The sequence below is a fragment of the Psychrobacter piscatorii genome (assembly GCF_043641605.1).
In the GTDB taxonomy this organism is placed as follows: Bacteria; Pseudomonadota; Gammaproteobacteria; order Pseudomonadales; family Moraxellaceae; genus Psychrobacter; species Psychrobacter piscatorii_C.
In genome coordinates, this window is the sequence record NZ_JBHZRK010000015.1 from 1 (window position 1) to 20,572 (window position 20,572).

General features: G+C 42.4%; 17 protein-coding genes. 10 read left to right on the plus strand and 7 right to left on the minus strand.

What is annotated here, in order from left to right; translation table 11 throughout:
* Positions 1-195 precede the first annotated feature (195 nt).
* Positions 196-1,356, minus strand: coding sequence for a MalY/PatB family protein (locus ACHUET_RS12410; protein WP_394213203.1), 1,161 nt, complete (start codon positions 1,354-1,356; stop codon positions 196-198).
* A gap of 180 nt (positions 1,357-1,536) precedes the next feature.
* On the opposite strand from ACHUET_RS12410, the gene ACHUET_RS12415 reads away from it, so the two are divergent.
* The gene (locus tag ACHUET_RS12415) at positions 1,537-2,034 is read left to right on the plus strand and encodes a cupin domain-containing protein (RefSeq protein WP_394213205.1); all 498 of its coding nucleotides are present in this window, start codon (positions 1,537-1,539) and stop codon (positions 2,032-2,034) included.
* A 328-nt stretch (positions 2,035-2,362) separates the two neighbouring features.
* Positions 2,363-3,691, plus strand: coding sequence for a reverse transcriptase domain-containing protein (locus ACHUET_RS12420; protein WP_394213207.1), 1,329 nt, complete (start codon positions 2,363-2,365; stop codon positions 3,689-3,691).
* Between the two features lie 39 nt (positions 3,692-3,730).
* On the opposite strand, the gene ACHUET_RS12425 is transcribed toward ACHUET_RS12420, so the two are convergent.
* Positions 3,731-4,531 carry a crotonase/enoyl-CoA hydratase family protein gene (locus ACHUET_RS12425; protein ID WP_394213209.1) on the minus strand — a complete coding sequence of 267 codons (801 nt, stop codon included), beginning with the start codon at positions 4,529-4,531 and terminating at the stop codon, positions 3,731-3,733.
* Between the two features lie 239 nt (positions 4,532-4,770).
* Here ACHUET_RS12425 and ACHUET_RS12430 point away from each other — a divergent pair, with 239 nt between their 5' ends.
* Together ACHUET_RS12430 and rlmF are read left to right on the plus strand one after the other, a co-directional pair.
* Positions 4,771-5,490 (plus strand): LysE family translocator, encoded by a 720-nt coding sequence (locus ACHUET_RS12430; protein ID WP_394213211.1) that lies wholly within the window; start codon positions 4,771-4,773, stop codon positions 5,488-5,490.
* 87 nt (positions 5,491-5,577) lie between these two features.
* Positions 5,578-6,600, plus strand: a complete 1,023-nt coding sequence (gene rlmF / locus ACHUET_RS12435) for a 23S rRNA (adenine(1618)-N(6))-methyltransferase RlmF (RefSeq protein ID WP_394213213.1) — start codon at positions 5,578-5,580, stop codon at positions 6,598-6,600.
* 107 nt (positions 6,601-6,707) lie between these two features.
* Here the strand turns inward: rlmF and ACHUET_RS12440 are convergent, their stop codons facing one another.
* The 5 genes from ACHUET_RS12440 to dnaA form a co-directional block, all read right to left on the minus strand.
* Positions 6,708-7,277, minus strand: a complete 570-nt coding sequence (locus ACHUET_RS12440) for a manganese efflux pump MntP (RefSeq protein ID WP_394213215.1) — start codon at positions 7,275-7,277, stop codon at positions 6,708-6,710.
* 124 nt (positions 7,278-7,401) lie between these two features.
* Positions 7,402-10,032: a DNA topoisomerase (ATP-hydrolyzing) subunit B gene (gene gyrB, locus ACHUET_RS12445; RefSeq protein WP_394213216.1), complete on the minus strand. Its 2,631-nt coding sequence runs from the start codon at positions 10,030-10,032 to the stop codon at positions 7,402-7,404.
* Between the two features lie 550 nt (positions 10,033-10,582).
* Complete coding sequence (gene recF / locus ACHUET_RS12450; RefSeq protein WP_394213218.1) at positions 10,583-11,806, minus strand: DNA replication/repair protein RecF; 1,224 nt, start codon at positions 11,804-11,806, stop codon at positions 10,583-10,585.
* Positions 11,807-11,935: 129 nt separating this feature from the next.
* Positions 11,936-13,111: a DNA polymerase III subunit beta gene (dnaN, locus tag ACHUET_RS12455; RefSeq protein WP_371533070.1), complete on the minus strand. Its 1,176-nt coding sequence runs from the start codon at positions 13,109-13,111 to the stop codon at positions 11,936-11,938.
* Between the two features lie 160 nt (positions 13,112-13,271).
* Positions 13,272-14,717, minus strand: a complete 1,446-nt coding sequence (gene dnaA / locus ACHUET_RS12460; protein WP_394213220.1) for a chromosomal replication initiator protein DnaA — start codon at positions 14,715-14,717, stop codon at positions 13,272-13,274.
* A gap of 588 nt (positions 14,718-15,305) precedes the next feature.
* On the opposite strand from dnaA, the gene rpmH reads away from it, so the two are divergent.
* The 6 genes from rpmH to nrdR all read left to right on the plus strand — a co-directional run bounded on the left by rpmH (position 15,306) and on the right by nrdR (position 20,462).
* Positions 15,306-15,440 (plus strand): 50S ribosomal protein L34, encoded by a 135-nt coding sequence (gene rpmH / locus ACHUET_RS12465; RefSeq protein WP_007394757.1) that lies wholly within the window; start codon positions 15,306-15,308, stop codon positions 15,438-15,440.
* A 186-nt stretch (positions 15,441-15,626) separates the two neighbouring features.
* Positions 15,627-15,998: a ribonuclease P protein component gene (gene rnpA, locus ACHUET_RS12470; protein WP_394213221.1), complete on the plus strand. Its 372-nt coding sequence runs from the start codon at positions 15,627-15,629 to the stop codon at positions 15,996-15,998.
* 1 nt (position 15,999) lies between these two features.
* On the plus strand, positions 16,000-16,374 hold the full coding sequence (gene yidD / locus ACHUET_RS12475; protein WP_394213223.1) for a membrane protein insertion efficiency factor YidD: 375 nt from the start codon (positions 16,000-16,002) through the stop codon (positions 16,372-16,374).
* 215 nt (positions 16,375-16,589) lie between these two features.
* Positions 16,590-18,272, plus strand: coding sequence for a membrane protein insertase YidC (yidC, locus tag ACHUET_RS12480; RefSeq protein WP_394213224.1), 1,683 nt, complete (start codon positions 16,590-16,592; stop codon positions 18,270-18,272).
* A 207-nt stretch (positions 18,273-18,479) separates the two neighbouring features.
* Positions 18,480-19,916 carry a tRNA uridine-5-carboxymethylaminomethyl(34) synthesis GTPase MnmE gene (gene mnmE, locus ACHUET_RS12485; protein WP_394213304.1) on the plus strand — a complete coding sequence of 479 codons (1,437 nt, stop codon included), beginning with the start codon at positions 18,480-18,482 and terminating at the stop codon, positions 19,914-19,916.
* 87 nt (positions 19,917-20,003) lie between these two features.
* Positions 20,004-20,462, plus strand: coding sequence for a transcriptional regulator NrdR (gene nrdR, locus ACHUET_RS12490; protein ID WP_201599406.1), 459 nt, complete (start codon positions 20,004-20,006; stop codon positions 20,460-20,462).
* Positions 20,463-20,572 lie beyond the last annotated feature (110 nt).

Consider the following 20,572-nt stretch of genomic DNA (forward strand, 5'->3'; position numbering starts at 1 on the left):
GACTTGCATCTTAAAGTCCAGATCGTAACGCATAAAAATACCCCATAAGTTGTGTCCAACTTATGGGGGTCAGTTCACATCGCGGGGTTTTTTGCTATCTAACTATAATAAAGCCTATGAGCAAAGCATTGAGTAAATCTCTAAACGCGCACGTAAGCTATTAACCAAAACTTCATATTTGCTTTATAACCGCTTTTATAGTGTGCTAAAGGCGCTTTGAATACGATGTAACCCTTCAGTCAGAACTGATCTAGGACAAGCTACATTTAGGCGCATTTTAAGATGCCCTTCTTCACCGTATTTGATCCCAGCATTGAGCTCCACTTTTGCTGCGCGTAAAATGTCATAGAGCACTTGATCGTCCTGACTGTAAGCTGAACAATCCAGCCAAATTAGATAAGACGCTTCTGGACGCATGACCTTAATGTTTGGCAGGTGCTCAGCGAAATACTGAACAGTTAAATCAATATTAGCCTCAATATAATTCAGCGCCTGTGCCAACCATTCATCGCCTTGCTCATAGGCATTACGCATCGCTGTATACGCAAATAAATTCAGCTCGTACTCGTCATTTAATTGCTGCTGCTGACTGATTTTTTGAATTAATTCGTCATCTTTAGCAAAGATCATCGAGCCTTTAATCCCAGCGATGTTAAAGGTTTTGGTCATCGAGGTTAGGCTCACCACCTTGTGCTCGTAACCTGTTGCTAGCGTTAAAAATGGCGTGAACGTGTGACCGCTCAAGGTTAAATCTTGATGAATCTCGTCACTGACAATCGCTACATCATGCTTTTTACAAATCGTCAGTAACGCTTCAAGCTCTTCTCTCGTCCACACGCGCCCACCCGGATTGTGCGGATTGCAGAGTAAATACAGCTTCACATCATGCTCGATGATCTTGGCTTCGATATCAGCTAAATTTAAATGATATTTGCCCTCGCTCTCTTGTAATAACGAGGTGATGAGCGTGCGACCATTTTGCTCAACCTTACTCATAAAGGGCGCATAGATAGGATCGTTGACCAGTACCGCATCCCCTACCTCGGTAAAGACGTTCATCATCAGCGCTAGGCTTGGGACGACACCTGGCGAGAACAAGATATTTTCTTTAGCAAGCGGCAACTCATAGCGACTGCCATGCCAATCAATAATGGCGTCGTACAACGCCTCGGTAGGTTTGGTATAGCCCAATATGCCATGCTGCACGGCTTGCTCAATCGCGTTTAAGATAGGCGGCGCGGCCTTAAAATCCATATCCGCCACCCACAGCGGAATCGTATCATCGCTATAGTGCCATTTGAGCGACCCCGTATCCCTTCTGTCGATGACCTCATCAAAGTTATACAACACCCGCACTCTCCTTTATTTAAAATAATGGTTCAGGGTACAACAGGAATGGCGTCATCAACAATCGCTTTATGCAGGATATATAAAGTCGCTATATGATTATCAAAATCACACCTATTTCGTCCCTTTTAAAACCTGATACTATTGGCTAATAGTGGTATACACTCAAAGCATCAATCAAGGAGACCGATGATGACGACACCAGACCAACAGCCGCGTAAGGACACGCAAGCATACGTCTTGACCAAATCCGATATCGATAACACGCCTGAGACTAAGCATGTCCACCAGTTCAATGAGCACGCTATTCGCCATACGGTGTCGCTCAGTGATATCGTTGGTCTAACGAAATTTGGGTTGCACCTCGTACGTGTGCAAGCGGGAGATGAGACGACGACCCATCACTATCATGAAGAGTCGGATGAGTTCATCTATGTGCTGTCAGGCGAGCTGTCGCTACGCTACGGTGATGAGCATTATCAGCTAAGCGCTGGAGATTTTGTCGGTTTCCCTGCGCATGGCGCGGCGCATTCGATGCGCAATGAGAGCGATGCTGATGCCACTTACTTGATGGGCGGCAGCCGACCTGATATTGATATTACCCTGTATCCAGAGATCAATCGCAAGATGTATAAGATCCATGGTAAAAAAGAGTATGTGGATATGGAAGATTTGGGTGAGGTTTGAATAATAACGATTTAATTAACAAGTGTTTCCTAAGTTATAAATATTAATGCTATTATCTATTTAGCTCTAAATAACGCAAACAATTTAACAAATTGTAAGCTTGTTATTGATGAGCTTGTCACACCATATGACAGCTATATGACGTACAGTTCCAAACGTGCGCTATATGTAAGTGGCGACATTGTTCAACGCTTAAGAAAGCTTGCTCATAGATTGCGTGTAGCACTGCACCTTCATCATGGCTATCTAGTGAATAGACCTTTTGCATAAATTCTTTATTTCGTTAGTAATGCAAAAGGTTTATTAAATAGAAGCAAGGGAGATAGTCATGATAGACAAGGTTAACTTCTCATCTTATGTGAAAGAGAATTTCAAAACCACCCTCAATCAACTCGCGAAAAACAAGTCAAAAGCAGACAACTCCTACCATACTAAATACATCACCGTTAATGATTATTTAAACAATTTTAGCAACAAAGCTTTAGATAGTATTTGTAAAAAAATATCAGATTTCAAGTATAACTGTGATCATTTAACCCCTATTATTCTGCCTAAAACAAACTGTCGTAAACACGATTTAACGACAGTAGATAATACACGCTTGGTTTGTGTCCCTTCAGTACAAGATAAAATTCTTCAAAAACTTTTTATTAAGTACTTAAAAGATTACTACAGAAATATGTACGAAAAATTCTGCGAGTATGACCATGCTCTGAATAAAGGTATTCATGAAAAAGTTGTAGATACTTTAGACAAAGACGGTAAGCCTGCCAAAAAAACTGTAGAAGGCATACGTAAAGCTTTATACGAAGTTATAGAATACCGAGAAAAATATAAGTATGTTATCAAAGCAGATATTGTTAAATTCTTCGATAATATAAATAGAGAAATCGCTGTAAAGAAGTTTGAAAAAGAGTTTATTGGATTAAATGAAGATAAAGAGCTGATTGCTACTTTTAAAAGCTTTGTTTACTGCGATGCGGAGTTGGATTATGGCGATTCAAAGTACAAAAAACTGATAGAGGCATATTTAAAAGAACTTAAGGGTAAGGGTGTTCGTCAAGGTATGCCTATAGCATCATTATGCTCTTCAATGTATTTATACGAGTTTGACAATTTAATGATTAAGAACAGCATACCGTATATACGTTATGCTGACGACTTTCTAATCTTTAGCAACTCTTACGATAGAGCTAAAAAACTAAAAGATCACGTTCAAGAAAACCTTAAAAATATTGGTTTAGATATTGAAAAGGAAATCGGAAAACCGAAAACCAAGATATGTGGTGCTAGAGGAGAATTTACATACCTAGGCTTTGATATAGTTTATAAAGCTAGACTACAATCTTACCAACGACGCATTCCTGAACCAGTTTCTCGTAAAGCTATAGAACGAATCAATAGCTTTCAATCAATGACTAAGGTTAAACGCGAATGCGGTAATTATGTTGATTTTAGTTTATATCTTAGAGTAATTATCTCAGGATATACAAACTTTTATAGCGAAGATTTAGCTGTTAATGGTCAAGATTTCAAAAACGATCTTATAAAAGCATCTAAAAATGTTAGAAAAAAACTGATTACCGATAATCTCAATATAAATTTTGAAGATATCGGCTCAGCAAACAAGAGAATGTTCTTTTTTGGCATCAAGTAATTGATTAGATTCTTTGTTCAGTGCCCATTTAAAAACTCCTTACCTCCCCTTAAACTCCGCTTCCCTTCGCTCAACCATCGCCATCACGCCCTCTTTGGCATCTTCTGAATGAAAGAGCGGTGGCAGATAGCTATGGATATTAGCCAGTGCCGTCGCGGCCCCATTGCGTCTCGCATCTTGCGCGGATGATAGCGCGCCTCTGACGCCCAGCGGCGCAGCTTTACAGATCTCTTGTGCCAGTGTTAATGCACGCTCGTATTCAGTGCCATTTGCCACCACTTCACTGACCAAGTTCAGCCGATCAGCTGTTTGCGCATCGAATGCTTTGCCCGTGAGCAGATACGGCATGGCTTTTTGCCAGCCTGCCGCCGCGACAAACCGTACCGTCGCCCCGCCAAATGGCATGATGCCGCGCTGGACTTCCATTTGAGCAAAGTTACAGTTGTCGCTTGCGATGACCACATCACAATTGAGCATCAACTCGATAGCCACGGTAAAGCACGTGCCTTTGACCGCCACCACCACAGGTTTGGTACGTAAGCGTCCGCTAATGCCCCACGGGTCAATTTGGTTGTCATCAAATTCAAACACACCATCGTTTAGCTTGTCTTGTAGCTCGACCAGATCGAGCCCAGCGGTGAAGTGATCACCATACGCAAAGATAAGCGCACAGCGTAGATGCTCATCGTCTTCATATCGAGTCAATGCGTCAGATAGCTGGGTGATCATATGACTGTCAAAAGCATTGCGCTTATTGGCGCGGTTTAGCCCAATCAGGCAAATAGTGCCGTCTGTGTCATAAGTAATGCGATTGTCTTGCGTCTTACTGTCCGTCGTCATGGTGATGTCCTTGTCAAAGTTATTTTTTATGTAGTGAATGATTATATCGTCGAATCTTGATGGTTTATTCATAGAGGTTTGTCGATAAACCTGCTTTTCATCCACCTTTTAATATAGACACCATATAGCGATAACACAAGCGACAGCAATGACTCGAATGGCGCGATAACAGATAAAAGTTGACCTCATTTACGATAAGTGCAACTATGATTCAGACTGGATAGGGTACAGAGGGTTTTATGGAGTTTTGGCACGGATTTTTGTTGATTACGAGCGTTCACTTGCTGGCCGCCGCCTCACCAGGGCCTGATTTTGTGTTGGTCTCGCAGCAGACGTTAGCCAAAGGTCGACGTACTGGCTTGATCTGTAGTTTGGGTATTACCTTAGGATTGTCTGTTCATATTATCTACTCAGTGCTGGGACTGGCGACAGTGATTGCCCATTCGCAGCCGCTATTGACCGCGATTAAATGGCTGGGTGGTGGCTATCTGATCTATCTAGGGTGGCAAGGTATTCAGGCCAAACCTAAAAAGCCAGTAGCGTTAACAGCGACAGAAAATACCTCCGTTGATGTGTCAAAAGCAGAGAACGGAGCAACCCTTTCTGCTAACAGCTCTTCCTCTAAAAGCTTGTCTGAGAAAAGTGCCTCTATTCATACCGAATCTACCGTTGCTACGTTGCGCCGTGGATTTTTCTGCAATGTCTTTAACCCAAAAGCGCCTGTGTATTTTGTGGCTATCTTTACCCTTGTGCTGTCACCAGATATACCGCTTTGGCAATTGGCCATCTATGGCGTATGGATGATGGTCTTACAGATGGCATGGTTTAGCACGGTGGTGATGCTACTCTCTATCCCTGCGATTCATTGCCGATTTCAGCGTTTTGAGCATTGGATTGACCGTGTATTGGGGTCGGCGATGATCGTATTGGGACTCAACCTAATCTTTCGTCACCGATAAGCGATCGATAAAGCACGGATAAACCATTAGAAACCTGCGAAATCTGCTACACTGTTTGCTTATATTCACCTATCGTAGCCCTACCTTATGACCCGTATCCCTGCAAACAGCAAACACAGAAACCGATCTCCTGCGACCGCCAAAAAACTCGGTCAGCTGCATCCGCGCAATCCGCACCAAGGTCGTTACGACTTTGCCGTATTGACGCGCGCGTTGCCTGAGCTTGCTGAGCACACCATCACCAACCCCAAAGGCGAGCCGACGATTAATTTCTCGGATCATCAAGCAGTTCGTGTGCTGAATAAAGCACTGTTGGCGCACTATTACGGCGTTAAATTTTGGGATATTCCTGAAGGCTACCTATGCCCGCCGATTCCTGGGCGTGCCGATTATATTCACTATATTGCGGATTTACTCGCGCAAACCACGTACGTCAATGCCGACAACACACCGCCGACGGGTAAAGAGATTCATGCTCTAGATATCGGTACGGGTGCCAGTGCGATCTATCCGATCGTCGGTAGTCAGAGCTATGGCTGGCGCTTTACCGCGAGCGATATTGATCCGATTTCGGTCAATACCGCTGCACTCATTTGTGACGCCAATCCAAAGCTGAAAAGCGCGGTCAAAGTTAAGCTGCAACCTGAGCCTAAGTTTATCTTTAAAAATATCATTGGTCGTCAAGACTATTTTGACGTCGTGGTTTGTAACCCACCGTTTCACGCGTCATTAGAAGAAGCGATGGAAGCCAACAGCCGTAAGCAGCACAACTTGCAACGCCATCGCGGTAAGAATGAAAGCGAGCAAATCAGCCGTCATTCAACCAAGCCAGGTAATGCCGCGCAGAACCTAAACTTCGGTGGTCAGCACAAAGAGCTATGGAGCGAAGGCGGTGAGATTGCGTTCTTAACCAAGATGGCAAAAGAAAGCCAAAGTTTTGCAGAGCACGTTGGTTGGTTTACGACTTTAGTGTCAAAATCAGAAAACGTGAAACCTTTACAGCTACTATTAAAGCAGCTTAATGTCGCGCAGATGCGTATCATTGAGATGAGCCAAGGTCAAAAGAGCACTCGTGTACTCGCTTGGCGCTTTAATACTGACGAAGAGTAGTCGATAGATATATTGGTCAATTTAAGTTTCACGTGAAACAAAAAAGCACCGCTTTGATAATCAAAGCGGTGCTTTTTGCATAAAGGCTAATTGAAACTTTAAATAGATTAGCTAAAAAACATGACTTTTATGCCAATCGCAATCAGTACCACACCGCCTAATACTTCTGCTTTTTCTTCTAGCCATGTGCCTGAGCGACGTCCCAAATAGACCCCAATCCAGCCAAATACAGCCGTTACTACCGCGATAATCAAGCAGGCTAGCCATGCGTTCAAGGCCAATAAATTTAGCGTAAATCCGGCTGCCATCGCATCGATACTTGTGGCAATCGCTAGCGTAAACATCGTGCGATGGTTGATGACGCTACTACCCACGTCGATATCGTCTTCGTCATCCTCACCACTGAGCACTTCGTACAGCATCTTACCACCCAGCGCAATCAAGATGATACCACCGATCCAAGGCGCTGCCGCTGCTAACCATCCCAACAGCGCTGCACCCAATAAGTACCCAATGAGCGGCATCACACCCTGCGCGATACCGAAATATAATGCGGCATAAATAGCGAGATGACGTACATATTGCTGGCTTTGTTTCTGTGATTTTGCGCCCAGTCCTATCGATACCGCAAACGCATCCATCGCTAGGGCGATAGCAAGTAATATCACTTCGATCATTTTATTTCCACAGATTATGATTGCTAACCAATAGCAATTTATCTAAATAAGTTTCACGTGAAACGAAAATACCGCTTCGATAATCGAAACGGTATTTCATATGTTATAAATAGAACACTCAAATTTAGATGTCTAGATTTGACACCGTTAAGGCATTTTCTTCGATGAAGATACGGCGCGGTTCAACGTGATCACCCATCAAGCAGGTAAACATATGATCAGCGGCAATCGCATCTTCGATAGTAACGCGCAGCATACGGCGATTTTCTGGATCCATCGTTGTATCCCACAGCTGGTCGGCGTTCATCTCGCCTAGACCTTTGTAACGCTGAATAGCCAGACCACGACGTGCATCGAGCATCATTTGCTGCCAGAGATAATCGAAGTCACGTACTGGGATATCTTTAGTCGTGCCCGCACTTGCTTCACGGCGGATAAAGGCATCACTCTCAAGCAGTGTATTCCACTCGCTTGATAGACGTAACAGCTTGCCATACTCACCTGAGTTGATAAAGCTAGCATCTAGCAGATAATGGTGAGCCAGTTGATGTACATATACCGTGACGCGTGGTAGCCATTGCGCCTTAGTAGATAGAGCCTCATTATCTGACGCTTCGCCTTCTTCAGTGCTTGCGGCTTCAGTACCGATGACAGGCGTCATACCCAATAGATCGGCAGCCGCTGCATCCATATTTTTTGGCTGCGGCGCATGGATATTGACCAATTCAATCTCAGGACTTAGATCACTACCGAAATGATCTAGCTTAGTCTGCATCGCGGCTTTCCAGTTCTGCATCGCAGACTCATCATAAGTCATGTCAGTGCTAAGTTTCGGCGTATGCGTCAACGCATCCAAGATGACCGCTGGGAAGCGGATCTGCAAACGAGCTTTGATCAATTGCGTTTGGTTATAATCATTTAGTAGTGTCTCAAGCGCTTGCCCAGTAATAGCAGGCGCATCCGCACTAATGTGTAGCTTCGTATTATCAATCGTTGATGACAATAGATACGCTTTAAGCGCTTCGTCATCCTTTAGATATAGCTCTTGACGACCCTTTTTCACTTTGTATAGCGGTGGCTGAGCGATATAAATATAACCACGCTCGATCAATTCAGGTGTTTGGCGGAAGAAGAAAGTCAGCAATAAAGTACGAATATGTGATCCATCAACATCGGCATCGGTCATGATGATGATTTTGTGATAGCGTACTTTATCTGGATTATATTCGTCAGGGCCAATACCACAGCCGAGTGCGGTAATCAGGTTACCCACTTCAGCAGAGGATAGCATCTTGTCAAAGCGTGCACGCTCAACGTTTAGAATTTTACCTTTCAGTGGCAAAATAGCTTGGGTTTTACGGCTACGACCTTGCTTAGCTGAGCCACCTGCAGAGTCACCCTCCACAATGTATAGCTCAGATAGTACTGGATCTTTTTCTTGGCAGTCAGCAAGTTTACCAGGCAGACCTGCAATATCCAGAGTCGTCTTGCGACGAGTCATTTCACGTGCTTTACGAGCGGCGTCACGCGCCCTTGCTGCTTCCATAATTTTATTAGCAATGGCTTTACCAGCAGTTGGATTCTCTAGCAGATAGTCATTGAACTTATCATGCATCGCTGATTCGACAGCAGATTTCACTTCACTTGAGACTAGCTTGTCTTTGGTCTGGCTTGAGAATTTTGGATCCGGCACTTTCACCGAGACAATAGCCGTTAGACCTTCACGAGCGTCATCGCCAGTTGCCGCGACTTTCTCTTTTTTGAATAGGTTCTCACGATCCATATAGCTATTTAGGCCGCGTGTAAGTGCTGAGCGGAAACCTGATAGATGCGTACCACCATCTTTTTGCGGAATATTATTGGTAAAGCACAACACTTTTTCGTTGTAAGTATCGGTCCACTGTAGCGCAACCTCGACACTGATACCGTCGTCTTGCTGACTGGTAAAATGGAAGACCTCATTGATACCGTCTTTACCTGCATTAATATAGCTGACAAACTCTAACAGACCGCCTTTATGCTCAAACTCATGACGCTTATCAATGCGCTCATCGGTCAGGACAATGCGCACGCCAGAGTTTAAAAATGACAGCTCGCGTAGGCGTTTTGCCAAAATATCATATTCAAAAACCGTACCGGTGAATACGTCGCTACTTGGATAAAAGCGGATTTGCGTACCGGTTTGATCGGTCGCTTCCATCTGCTGGATGTCAGCGTCTGGTACCCCATCAGTATAGGTCTGATGATAATGATAGCCTTCACGCCAGATATTCATCTCAAGCTTTTTAGACAATGCGTTGACGACCGATACCCCAACACCATGCAGGCCACCTGATACTTTATAGCTATTATCATCAAATTTACCGCCTGCATGCAAGACAGTCATAATAACCTGTGCTGCTGATACACCCTCTTCTGGATGAATATCGACTGGTACACCGCGGCCATTGTCCATCACACTGACAGACTCATCTTCGTGAATGATGATATCGATCTGATCACAGTGACCGGCCAGCGCCTCATCGATAGAGTTATCCACGACCTCAAAGACCATATGATGCAAGCCTGTGCCATCGTCAGTGTCACCAATATACATACCAGGGCGCACGCGTACAGCCTCTAGCCCACGTAGTACACGGATATCCTTAGAACTATAATCAGAAGGTAATACTTCTGAAACTACAGTAGGCACATCGGCTTCAGTAGCACTGTCGTCTATCAATTGCTCGTGGTCAATAGGTAATGAATCACTCATGTACATTCCTTAATCTAGCCATAATCAGCCGTTTTTGTCAGCGCACTTATAAAAATGCACCTCATGATGGCATCTTAAAATCAACTTCTATTATTCATAACTTAGAGTGCATATGAGCGGCTAAACTACTAACCACCGTTAACCTCAAAAAGGCTGCATAGAGATAAAATTGGCAAATTACTTATTAGTAATAGTCTTCGTTTTCTAGCCATTGTTAAAACTATTGAAATAAATAAAATATTTAATTATCAACTACTTATAAAGAAACAAAAAATAGAAATCTTTTATATGATGCTATCAGATAAATTGCTGAGAACAGGACAAAAATAAAGGACTATTTTAGCATTTTTTTGCCTCTAAGTCACTGTTTACTGGGAGTTTTACGACTGGTGATTTGCTGTCTTGACCAGACAGTTTATACGAGCGATAGTCGTAACTGTGATAGCAATCAAAAGAAGTACAGAGGGAGCGTAAAAGAATGGAGCGTAGGCAGATAGCTACCAAAAGTTGTGATAAAAAGTGATGTTAATAAGTGGTGATAATGGGAAGGTTAATCAGCCGCCAATATCTGACCTTGTTTCACGTGAAACAATTTAGAGGTTGTCCACAGCTCATTCACTAAAGGAATGATGTCATCGGTCAAACTGGTCATAAACACCTGACAAGGCAGCTGCGCTAAGTTCGATAGAAGAATCCCTATCGCTCTATCATCTAACTCTGCGGTAATGTCATCGAGTAACACAACAGGAGTAACTCTTGACGTTGAGTGATTATCAAACGAAGCGCTATCTTTATTATCATTGAGCAGTAATGGTAGTTGCGATAACCGTAGCGCAGTTATGAGCAGCTTCTTTTCACCGCGGGACAATACATTGGCGGCCTGCTCTTTTAAAACTGGTAATTTAGTCTTCATCTCATGATCTGAAGACGCTGTAATTGTCGCCTGACTATCTACAACATCATCAGATCGTACAGTATTATCAGAGCGCCAATGTACGTGGATATCAGCCCGATGATTGCCTATACGGGTATATCCTAGCTGTAAATCCTGCTCTAATCGCTCATTAAGCTGTACATCAAGCGCGACATTAGTGTCATAGCCAGCGTTATAACTTAGGCTCAATTGCTCAGCATAAGATGGCAATAACTGCAAAACACTTTTGGCAAAATAAGGCTGCCACTCAGTAAATACTTGCTCACGATAATGATGTATCAATGCCGCATGATTACTTAGTCCTTTATCCCAAGACTTTAGCTCAGCTAGCTGGACTTGAGTCAATTGACGAGTCTTTTTTAGTAAACTATTGCGCTGTTTTAAAAGGCGTTGATAGGCGACCCATTGTGGGTGAAAACCTTGTTTCATGTGAAACACTAACCAATCCAATAGCTGGCGACGACTAGCACTACCCTGCTCTAACATATCCATCGTTGAGGGATCTATCAATAGCGTGGGTAGCTGCTCGGTCAGTATACTTTGGTTGTAGACAGTAGCTTGATTAAGACGCAGAATGGTTGTCGCATCTGCTTGTTTTTGAATGGCTAGCGTACGACTGTCGTTGAGTCTAGCATATACGGTAGTGTTGTTTTGATGATGTTGAATATAACGTTTTGGCTGGTGATGGCGAAAGCTCTTGCCTCTCGATAATAAAAATATCGCTTCAAGCAAAGAGGTTTTGCCGCTACCATTTGCACCGATGATAACGTTGCAAACGGTAGACTGCAGATTAACTTGTGTGAGGTTGCGCAGATTTGATATTTGTAGACGTTCAATCATGATATCGATAGCCGCCCATTATTTTCAGCTTTTAAAGCAAGCAAAAGTTTATTAAAATTCAAGCTGTCCGCGTAAATACTTAAAAGATGCTAGCGCGGTTCAATGCTGTATGATGTGCAAAAAATCAGACTATATACGCATCGGCATGATGACATATTGATGAAACTCATCATTGAGTTGATTGACAAGTACAGAGGCATTTGATTGGCTCATATGCATCTGCAAATCACCTTGAATAACACCTAGCACGTCTTGTAGATACGCAGCATTGAATGATAGCTCCATTGGCTCGCCCTGATATTTGGCTTGTATCATCTCCACGGCTTCATCTTGCTCAGCATTGTTGGCACGTACCTCTACCATACCATCACTGGCAAAATTAAAGACCACACCGCGCGACTTCTCATTACTCAAAATCGCAACGCGGCGTAATACGTCAGTCATTTTTTCTTGACTAAATAACGCAAGTTTATCTGTATTGCTTGGCATGACGCGGCGATAATCAGGGAATTTGCCATCAATCAAACGGGCAGTAAACGTCACCATTAGATTTTGGCTGACTTGTCCTGCACTATCGACATCGCCAAATGGTAAGCTCACTTGCAAAAACTCACGACCAAAGCTCAAAGTAACTGCATTGTCTTGGTCGCCTAGCATTTTGCCAAGCTCAGTCGCCAAACGTTCAAGCTCAATTACTGCCTTACGTGGCAAGATAGCCTGCATGCTAAGATCAGCACTCACATCTATAACGCTACGTGCCAAGGCCAGTCTATGTCCGTCGGTCGCAACGGTTGTCAGCTGCTGCTGTGAAACATCAAACAGCATACCCGTTAAATAATAACGTACATCTTGAATCGCCATCGCAAACTGAGTCTTGTGAATCAAATCTGTCAAGCGACTACGGCTGATGTTCAACGGCGTGATATTTTCAGGATTGCCTAGGCTTGGATAATCTTCACTTGGTAAGGTACCTAGCGTGAAACGGCTCTTGCCACTGGTAAGCAAACAACGCTCATTCGCTTGAGTCGCTAGGTTAACTTGAGCTTGTGCAGGTAAGGATTTACAAATATCTTTTAGTTTTGTTGCAGGTAGCGTCGTTGTTCCTGCTTCAACACAAGCACCAGCAGGCAATTTCAAGGTCGATGTCAGCTCCACTTCTAGATCTGAGGCTGTCAAGATAAGCTCGGACTCTGATAACTGCAGCTTAATATTGCCCAATATCACCATATTATGGCGTTTATCAGCGGCTTTGGCGATCAAGTTGATAGCTTTTAGTAACGATTCTCGATTGATCGATAATTGCATGCTTAGTTACTCTTATTTGAATGATTTTTTTATAAAAACTTGACGTAATCGTCTAATAATACCTTGTCTACTGACTATAATCTACAGAGCATCTATCTGCTTATATTTTCAATATTATAAACGATATTTTCTCGCTAAAATACAGTGAAGACTTACTCTACTAACCTGCCTGTAACATCAACGCCAGCGTCTTATAATCCTTGTCAAACGCTGGATCTGCTGCTCGTAATTCATTTACTTTATCGCAAGCGTGCATCACTGTAGTGTGGTCCCGTCCGCCGAATGATTGACCAATCTCAGGAAAACTATCACCTGTCAACTCACGCGATAGGGCCATCGCTATTTGGCGAGGTCTGGCGATGCTTCGCGTACGTTTACGTCCCATAATATCCTTGACCGTTACATCATAGTATTCAGCGACTATTTTGCGGATATTATCCATATTTACAGCTTGTACACGCATGGCGACGATGTCTTTGAGCGCGTATTGCACCATCTCAAGAGTAATCTGTGCGCCTGTCAGATTGGCATTTGCAAAAACTTGATTGAGAGCACCTTCCAGACGTCTGACATTGGATACCACGTTTTGAGCGATAAACAATGCACACTCTTTAGGCAGCACCATGCCATAAGAAGCGGCTTTTTTCTGCAAAATTTGCACGCGAGTGTCAATCTCAGGAGGGTCAACTGCGACCGTTAATCCCCAAGAAAATCGCGACCTAAAACGTTCATCAAATTCCGTCATTTGTGATGGATGACGATCAGAAGCCAAAATCAGCTGTTTGTCACCACTAGTAAAATCTGCAAACAATGTCAAAAACTCATTACTACTTTTGGTCTTTCCTGCTAAGACATGAATATCATCTACAATTAATAAATCTACTTTTTTTATTTTCTTTTTAAAATCTTCTATTTTATTATTTCTTAATGAATAAACTAATTGATTTATAAACTTCTCAGAAGTGAAATAATAAAAGCTTTGATTATTTTTTAAATAGCGATGTGCTACAGAATGCATTAAATGCGTTTTTCCCAATCCAGAAGGTCCGTATATAAATAAAGGATTGTGTCTATTTTTTGATTGTTTTTTACCAAGCTCGTAACAAGCTTTGTAGGCCAGATTGTTCGACTTACCAGTGACAAATGTCTCGAAAGTAAAGTCAGGGTTGAGATAGCTCAGTGATTTAGCATCAGCTGAGTCGTTTAGTTCTCCCTGACGCATATTAGCGTCGATATCTGCTTTCGAATTATTATGATGGATAGATTCAAATTTATGCTCAGATGGGGTAGGGGAGGGCTTATCTTCCAAAAATAACGAGCCTGATTGTGACTGCTGACTATCGTCTACCTCACGTCCCGCATTATCAACACGGACAACAACCTCCTCAATACTACCTTGACTGTGCTTGGCAACCAATTGCTGAATATCTTGAAGATGGTTCTTTTTGATATACGTGACAAAATAATCATTAGGCGCAAGAATGATTAGAGTTTGTGCTTCTTGGTGAGCTGACAAAGGTCGCAGCCACATGGTGAAAACGTTGTCTTTAACGTTGTAGCGCAAATCGTTCAGACATTTATCCCAAATATTTGCTGTGTCTATCATGAAAAATACTAACCCTATAATTTGAAATAATAGTTAACTTTAATAGCCTGACCTTCTACATAAATGCTTAGTATCAACCGCAATTAACTGTCTTAAAAGTCACACTGGAAAGCTATGAGAAGCCACACACGAAGTAGGGGCTAATCTAACATAGATACCCTGTGGATAAAACCTTGTTTTTTGGGGATAAGACTGTGGACAGTTTTGTGGATAAATCAAAAAGACAAGTTATCCATATTTAGCCCACAGGTTATCCACAGCCTTACCCATAGTCTAGTACTTTGATAAATAAATAGAAAACAGAGTTAACCACAGATAATTAAGGTCCCAATAACAACAATACTTATATATATTAATTAATTATTATTATAGACATCACACAAAACTGTGGATAACTTCAAAAATTATTTACTGTCAACTAAGAAACTGGTTGAACAAACTGAAGTATTGAACAAATAATATCTAGTAGTCTGATAGCAGAAACTAAATCTCTGAAAACAGGCTAAATTAGTTTATTGACCAAAACTATACTGGATGGTATAATCCTCCGTTATTACGAATTTAGTCCATTATTTTGATAGGTGAGTTATGAAACGTACATTCCAACCAAGCGTGATCAAGCGTAAACGTACTCACGGTTTCCGTGCTCGTATGGCAACTAAAAAAGGCCGTCAGGTCTTAGCTCGTCGCCGTGCTAAAGGACGTCATCGTCTAACTGTATAATCAGTAGATAGCGATAAGCATGGCTAATAGTGCTTGTTGTGCTCTTATTGCTTATAGATTGCAATAGTCAATCATCACAACTGACACTTAGCTATATATTAAAAGCGCCCGCATCGGCGCTTTTTTTGTTCCTATATTTTGCTATTATCTCTAATATCGCCATTCCCTATCATATTAGGTCATACCATGCCCAAATCTCTTTCAGCTACACCTACAGCCAATTTTACTAAAGAGCAGCGCCTACTGACACCAGCAGCTTTTCGTGAAGTGTTTGACGCACCTGAGCGTAAAATACATCAGAGTCACTTGATGGCGTTTGTGAGCCCTAGTGCTTGTGACAAGCCACGTATCGGTATGGCGATTACTAAGCGTAAAGTACCTACTGCTGTCGCTCGAAATTTGATTAAACGACATATCCGTGAGCAGTTCCGTACAAAAGCTTTTAAATTAGAAAATAAAGATATTATTTTTATAGTAAAAAAATCAATAAAAGGTATAAATAATAAAGAATTAAAAAATGAAATAAATAATATATTTAAAAAAATAGAAAAAAAATAAAATGAAAAATTTATTAAAATTAATAAATAAAATAATTTATGAATTTTTATTAAATATAATAAATTTTTATCAAAAAATAATTAGCCCTATCATACCTGCTCGCTGCCGTTACTATCCCACCTGTTCAAACTACGGTAAACAAGCTTTGGCTTGGCATGGCACTCGTGCAGGTAGTTGGTTGCTGTTAAAACGTCTTAGCAGATGTCATCCGCTTGGTGGACACGGCATTGACTTTGTCCCACTCCCTTTATCTTCTTATCGCTATAAGTACTTGTCCTTTACTGATATATCCAATAGTACCGCTCAAGGACTGGGGGTTTACCGAGATCGTCAGGGTTATGTGCCACGTCTTAACTACTTAATGAAGACAACATGAAAACCACAACTTCGAGCTTTAGATATCATCTTCAATGACTTACCCACAAGTTATCCACACTCTTGGTATCATTTGAAGCAGATTTTTAGTAAAATGATGCACATTTTATGTAAATGACTCTCAACGCAGTTATCGATCATGAAGATAACTATGCAGTACAGTCATGACACATGCCCTAATTTTTCATTCCCTAATTTTTAATCTAGGAAAGGTTTATGCAAAAGATATTTCGGGTGATGATCATCATTGCGATGCTAATTACCGCTTATCTGCTGATTTTGGCATGGCGAGATGATTATGCCGATGCACCAGCTGTAGAAGCGGTGCCAGAAACTACAAGTTCAGTAGGTGCTGACATTCCTTCTACCACTGGTGCCGCAGGTGATATTCCGGTTCAGACACTACCTGTGGATAACACAGCTGTGACAGCTACGCCTGCAAAGGACACAGGATTAATCACGGTAACGACCGATCGCTATGACATTAAAATCAACCCAGAAGGCGGTGATATTGTCTATGCTGCGCTCAAGCAGTATGACGCGACGCTCGATAGCGATAAGCCTTTCGTATTGCTAGAAAACAACAGCAATCGTGTATACGTGGCTCAGTCTGGACTTATCGGCCAAAATGGTATTGATACAGCAGAAGGTAGAGCGACTTACAGCCACACCGCTAATAATTATGTAATGGAAGCAGGGCAACAGACATTGTCAGTACCGCTTACTTACAAAAAAGATGGCGTGACAATCACTAAGACGTTTACTTTTACTGAAAACAAATATCCGATCGATATCAGCTACAAAATTCAAAACGCTTCTACTAACGCGTGGCAAGGCCAGATGTTTGCGCAGCTAAAACGTGACGATAGTAAAGATCCTGGTATGTCTGATAAAGGCGCGCTGAGCATGGCGACTTATCTTGGTGGTGCCTGGGGTACGCCAGATGATCCTTACAATAAACTAAAATTTAAAGACTTCAGCGATGGCGAGCTGACGACGACCAGTGATAAAGGCTGGGTTGGCATTGTGCAGCATTATTTTGTCTCTGCATGGACGCCCCAAAACTTTACGGGTAAGTTCTTCACCCGCGAAACTGGTAACGACTACTTTATTGGCTTTAACAGTCAGCCAGTCAATGTAGCACCGAACAAGCAAGTCACATTGGATGCCACACTGTATGCAGGTCCAAAGGTACAGTCTGAGCTAAAAGATGTGGCAGTTGGTCTGAATAAGACGGTTGATTACGGTTTACTGTGGCCAATATCGAAGGTCTTATTTGCTATCTTGGAAGGTGTGCATAAAGTTGTGGGTAATTGGGGTTGGTCAATCATCCTACTAACGATTTTAGTTAAAATTGCTTTGATGTGGTTCTCTAATAAGAGTTACTATTCAATGGCAAAAATGCGCGCTATTGCACCGAGACTAAAAACGCTAAAAGAAGAGCATGGCGACGATCGTATGAAAATGTCGCAAGAAATGATGGCCATCTACAAAGAAGAAAAAGTCAATCCGATGGCAGGTTGTTTACCAATCTTGATGCAGATGCCAATTTTCTTAGCCTTGTATTGGGTGCTTGTAGAGAGCGTCGAGCTACGTCATGCGCCATGGATTCTATGGATTCGCGATCTTTCGGCCATGGACCCATGGTTTATCTTGCCGCTATTGATGGGTGCGTCAATGTTCATACAGCAGCAGTTGAATCCGCAGCCAGCAGATCCAATGCAAGCAAAAGTGATGAAGTTCTTGCCGATTATCTTCACCGCGTTCATGCTGTTCTTCCCAGCAGGTTTGGTACTATATTGGACAGTGAACAACTTATTCAGCATGACTCAGCAATATATCGTGAATAAGAAAGTCGAAGAAGAGCAGAAACGTCGCACGGTAAAAATAGTTGATTAACTGACGCTCTATCAGAAAAGTAATAACAAAAACCATCGCGCAAGCGGTGGTTTTTTTATAAGTGCTAAAATGTTATCCACAGCTTATCAACATTAAAGAGAAAATATCAATGATTAGTCTGCGTTTCAAAGTTTGCTTTGTCACTATGAGCACAGACGTCTATAATGGGATTTTTAGCTATTGAGAGTCATTGTGGATTCCTTAGAGATGGCATTAGCCGCACTTAATTCTTCTGAAAAATCTAATATATCGGGACTCGCCACGATTGCTGCGATTGCAACGCCACTCGGGCGAGGCGGTGTGGGCGTTATACGTCTGTCAGGTAGCCGTGCCTATGCTATGGCCTGTACCCTTACGGGTAAATCTGCTTTTACGCCGCGTATGGCCAGTTTTTGCCGCTTTTATCAAGCTGATGGCACTGTTATTGATGAAGGGTTAGTACTGTTCTTCAAAGGTCCGCATTCATTCACGGGTGAAGATGTGATTGAGCTACAAGGACACGGCGGCGTCATTTTACAGAACCAGTTGCTTGCACGTGTATTTGAGTTGGGTGCCAAACAAGCGAGTGCCGGGGAGTTTTCTTATCGTGCTTTTGATAATGATAAGTTGGATTTGGTGCAGGCAGAGGCAATCGCTGATGCGATTGATGCGACCAGTGCGGCGGCCGCGAGTAGTGCGATTCGATCTTTAAGTGGTGAGTTCTCCCAAAAGATTAATCAGCTATTAGAACAGTTGATTCATTTGCGCTTGCACGTTGAAGCTGCCATTGATTTCCCTGATGAAGAGGATGTCGATTTTTTATCTGACGGCGTGATACAGAATAAGCTTGAACAAACGCAAGATAAAATACAGCAAGTATTAGCCACGGCAAAACAAGGTCAGCTTTTGCGAGATGGTATCCATGTTGTGCTAGCAGGTAGGCCAAATGCCGGTAAATCAAGCCTGCTAAATCGTCTAGCAGGGCAAGAACGTGCTATCGTTACCGATGTCGCTGGCACTACGCGTGATACGCTACAAGAGACGGTCGTGCTCAATGGTTTGACACTTCACCTTACTGATACGGCAGGCCTACGTGATACAGAGGATACCGTAGAGCGTATCGGCATTGAACGTGCTCGCACCGCCATTACCCAAGCTGATATGCTGCTGATGGTTTACGATGTGACTCGCGATGTTGAAGAAGAAAGTACACCGTTGCAATTGGCTGAGCAGTTATTTGGCGAGCTGCCAGATGCCAAACGATTACTAATAATTGCCAATAAAAGTGATTTATTGAGCGATGATAGTAGTGAAAAATCGGCTTCTATAACGCAAGCAGAAATCAAAGATAGAGGCTACGAACAAGTTGATGTTTCATGTGAAACAGGCGCTGGTATTGACAATTTAGTCGAAGCGTTATGTACAAAGGTAGGTTTTCATCCACCAGAAAATAGCCTAATTGCTCGTACACGTCATATAGATGCCCTCAGACGGACTGCTAACTATCTCGTAGAGGCGCATGAGCAGTTAACGGTATTTCAAGCAGGTGAATTAGTCGCCGAAAGCTTGCGTCAAGCGCAGCAGAGTTTGGGTGAGATCACGGGCGAGTTTAGTGCTGATGATTTGCTCGGCAAGATATTTGGTAGTTTTTGTATTGGTAAATAACGGTTGAATAACCCTATCTATTACTCAATAAATTTGTCTATCTTATAAGTTTTGATTTTATTCTTCGTTGTAAAATAAGGAATTGCTATGCACTGCCCGTATTGTAATGCATCAGAGACAAAAGTGATCGACTCACGTCTTGCTGCAGAAGGTGCGCAAGTGCGTCGCCGCCGTTCGTGCAATAGTTGCCAAGAGCGTTTTACAACGTTTGAGATGGTAGAAGTGGTGATGCCAAGGATTATCAAATCTAGTAACAAGATTGAGCCTTACGACAATGAAAAACTGCGCCGTTCTATCTTGTTGCCTTTGCAAAAGCGCCCCATCACTATCGATGAGCAAGAGGCAATGATTAGTCGAGTTGAAAAACGTGTCAGACAAATGGGTGAGCGTGAAATCAGTAGCAAAGTCTTGGGTGAAATCATCATGAGTGAACTAAAGGCGTTAGATGATGTCGCTTATGTGCGTTTTGCTAGTGTTTATCGTGATTTTCAAGACATCGATGCCTTTCATCAAGAGATTGCTAATATTCGTCCAAATGACAAATAAGTTGATACATCAATAAATATGTCTAACCATTGAACTGATTTGAGTTCAAAGCGCTTAGATTATTAAATAAAACTCTCCGTAATTATTACCAATCATTTATTAAGCCTACT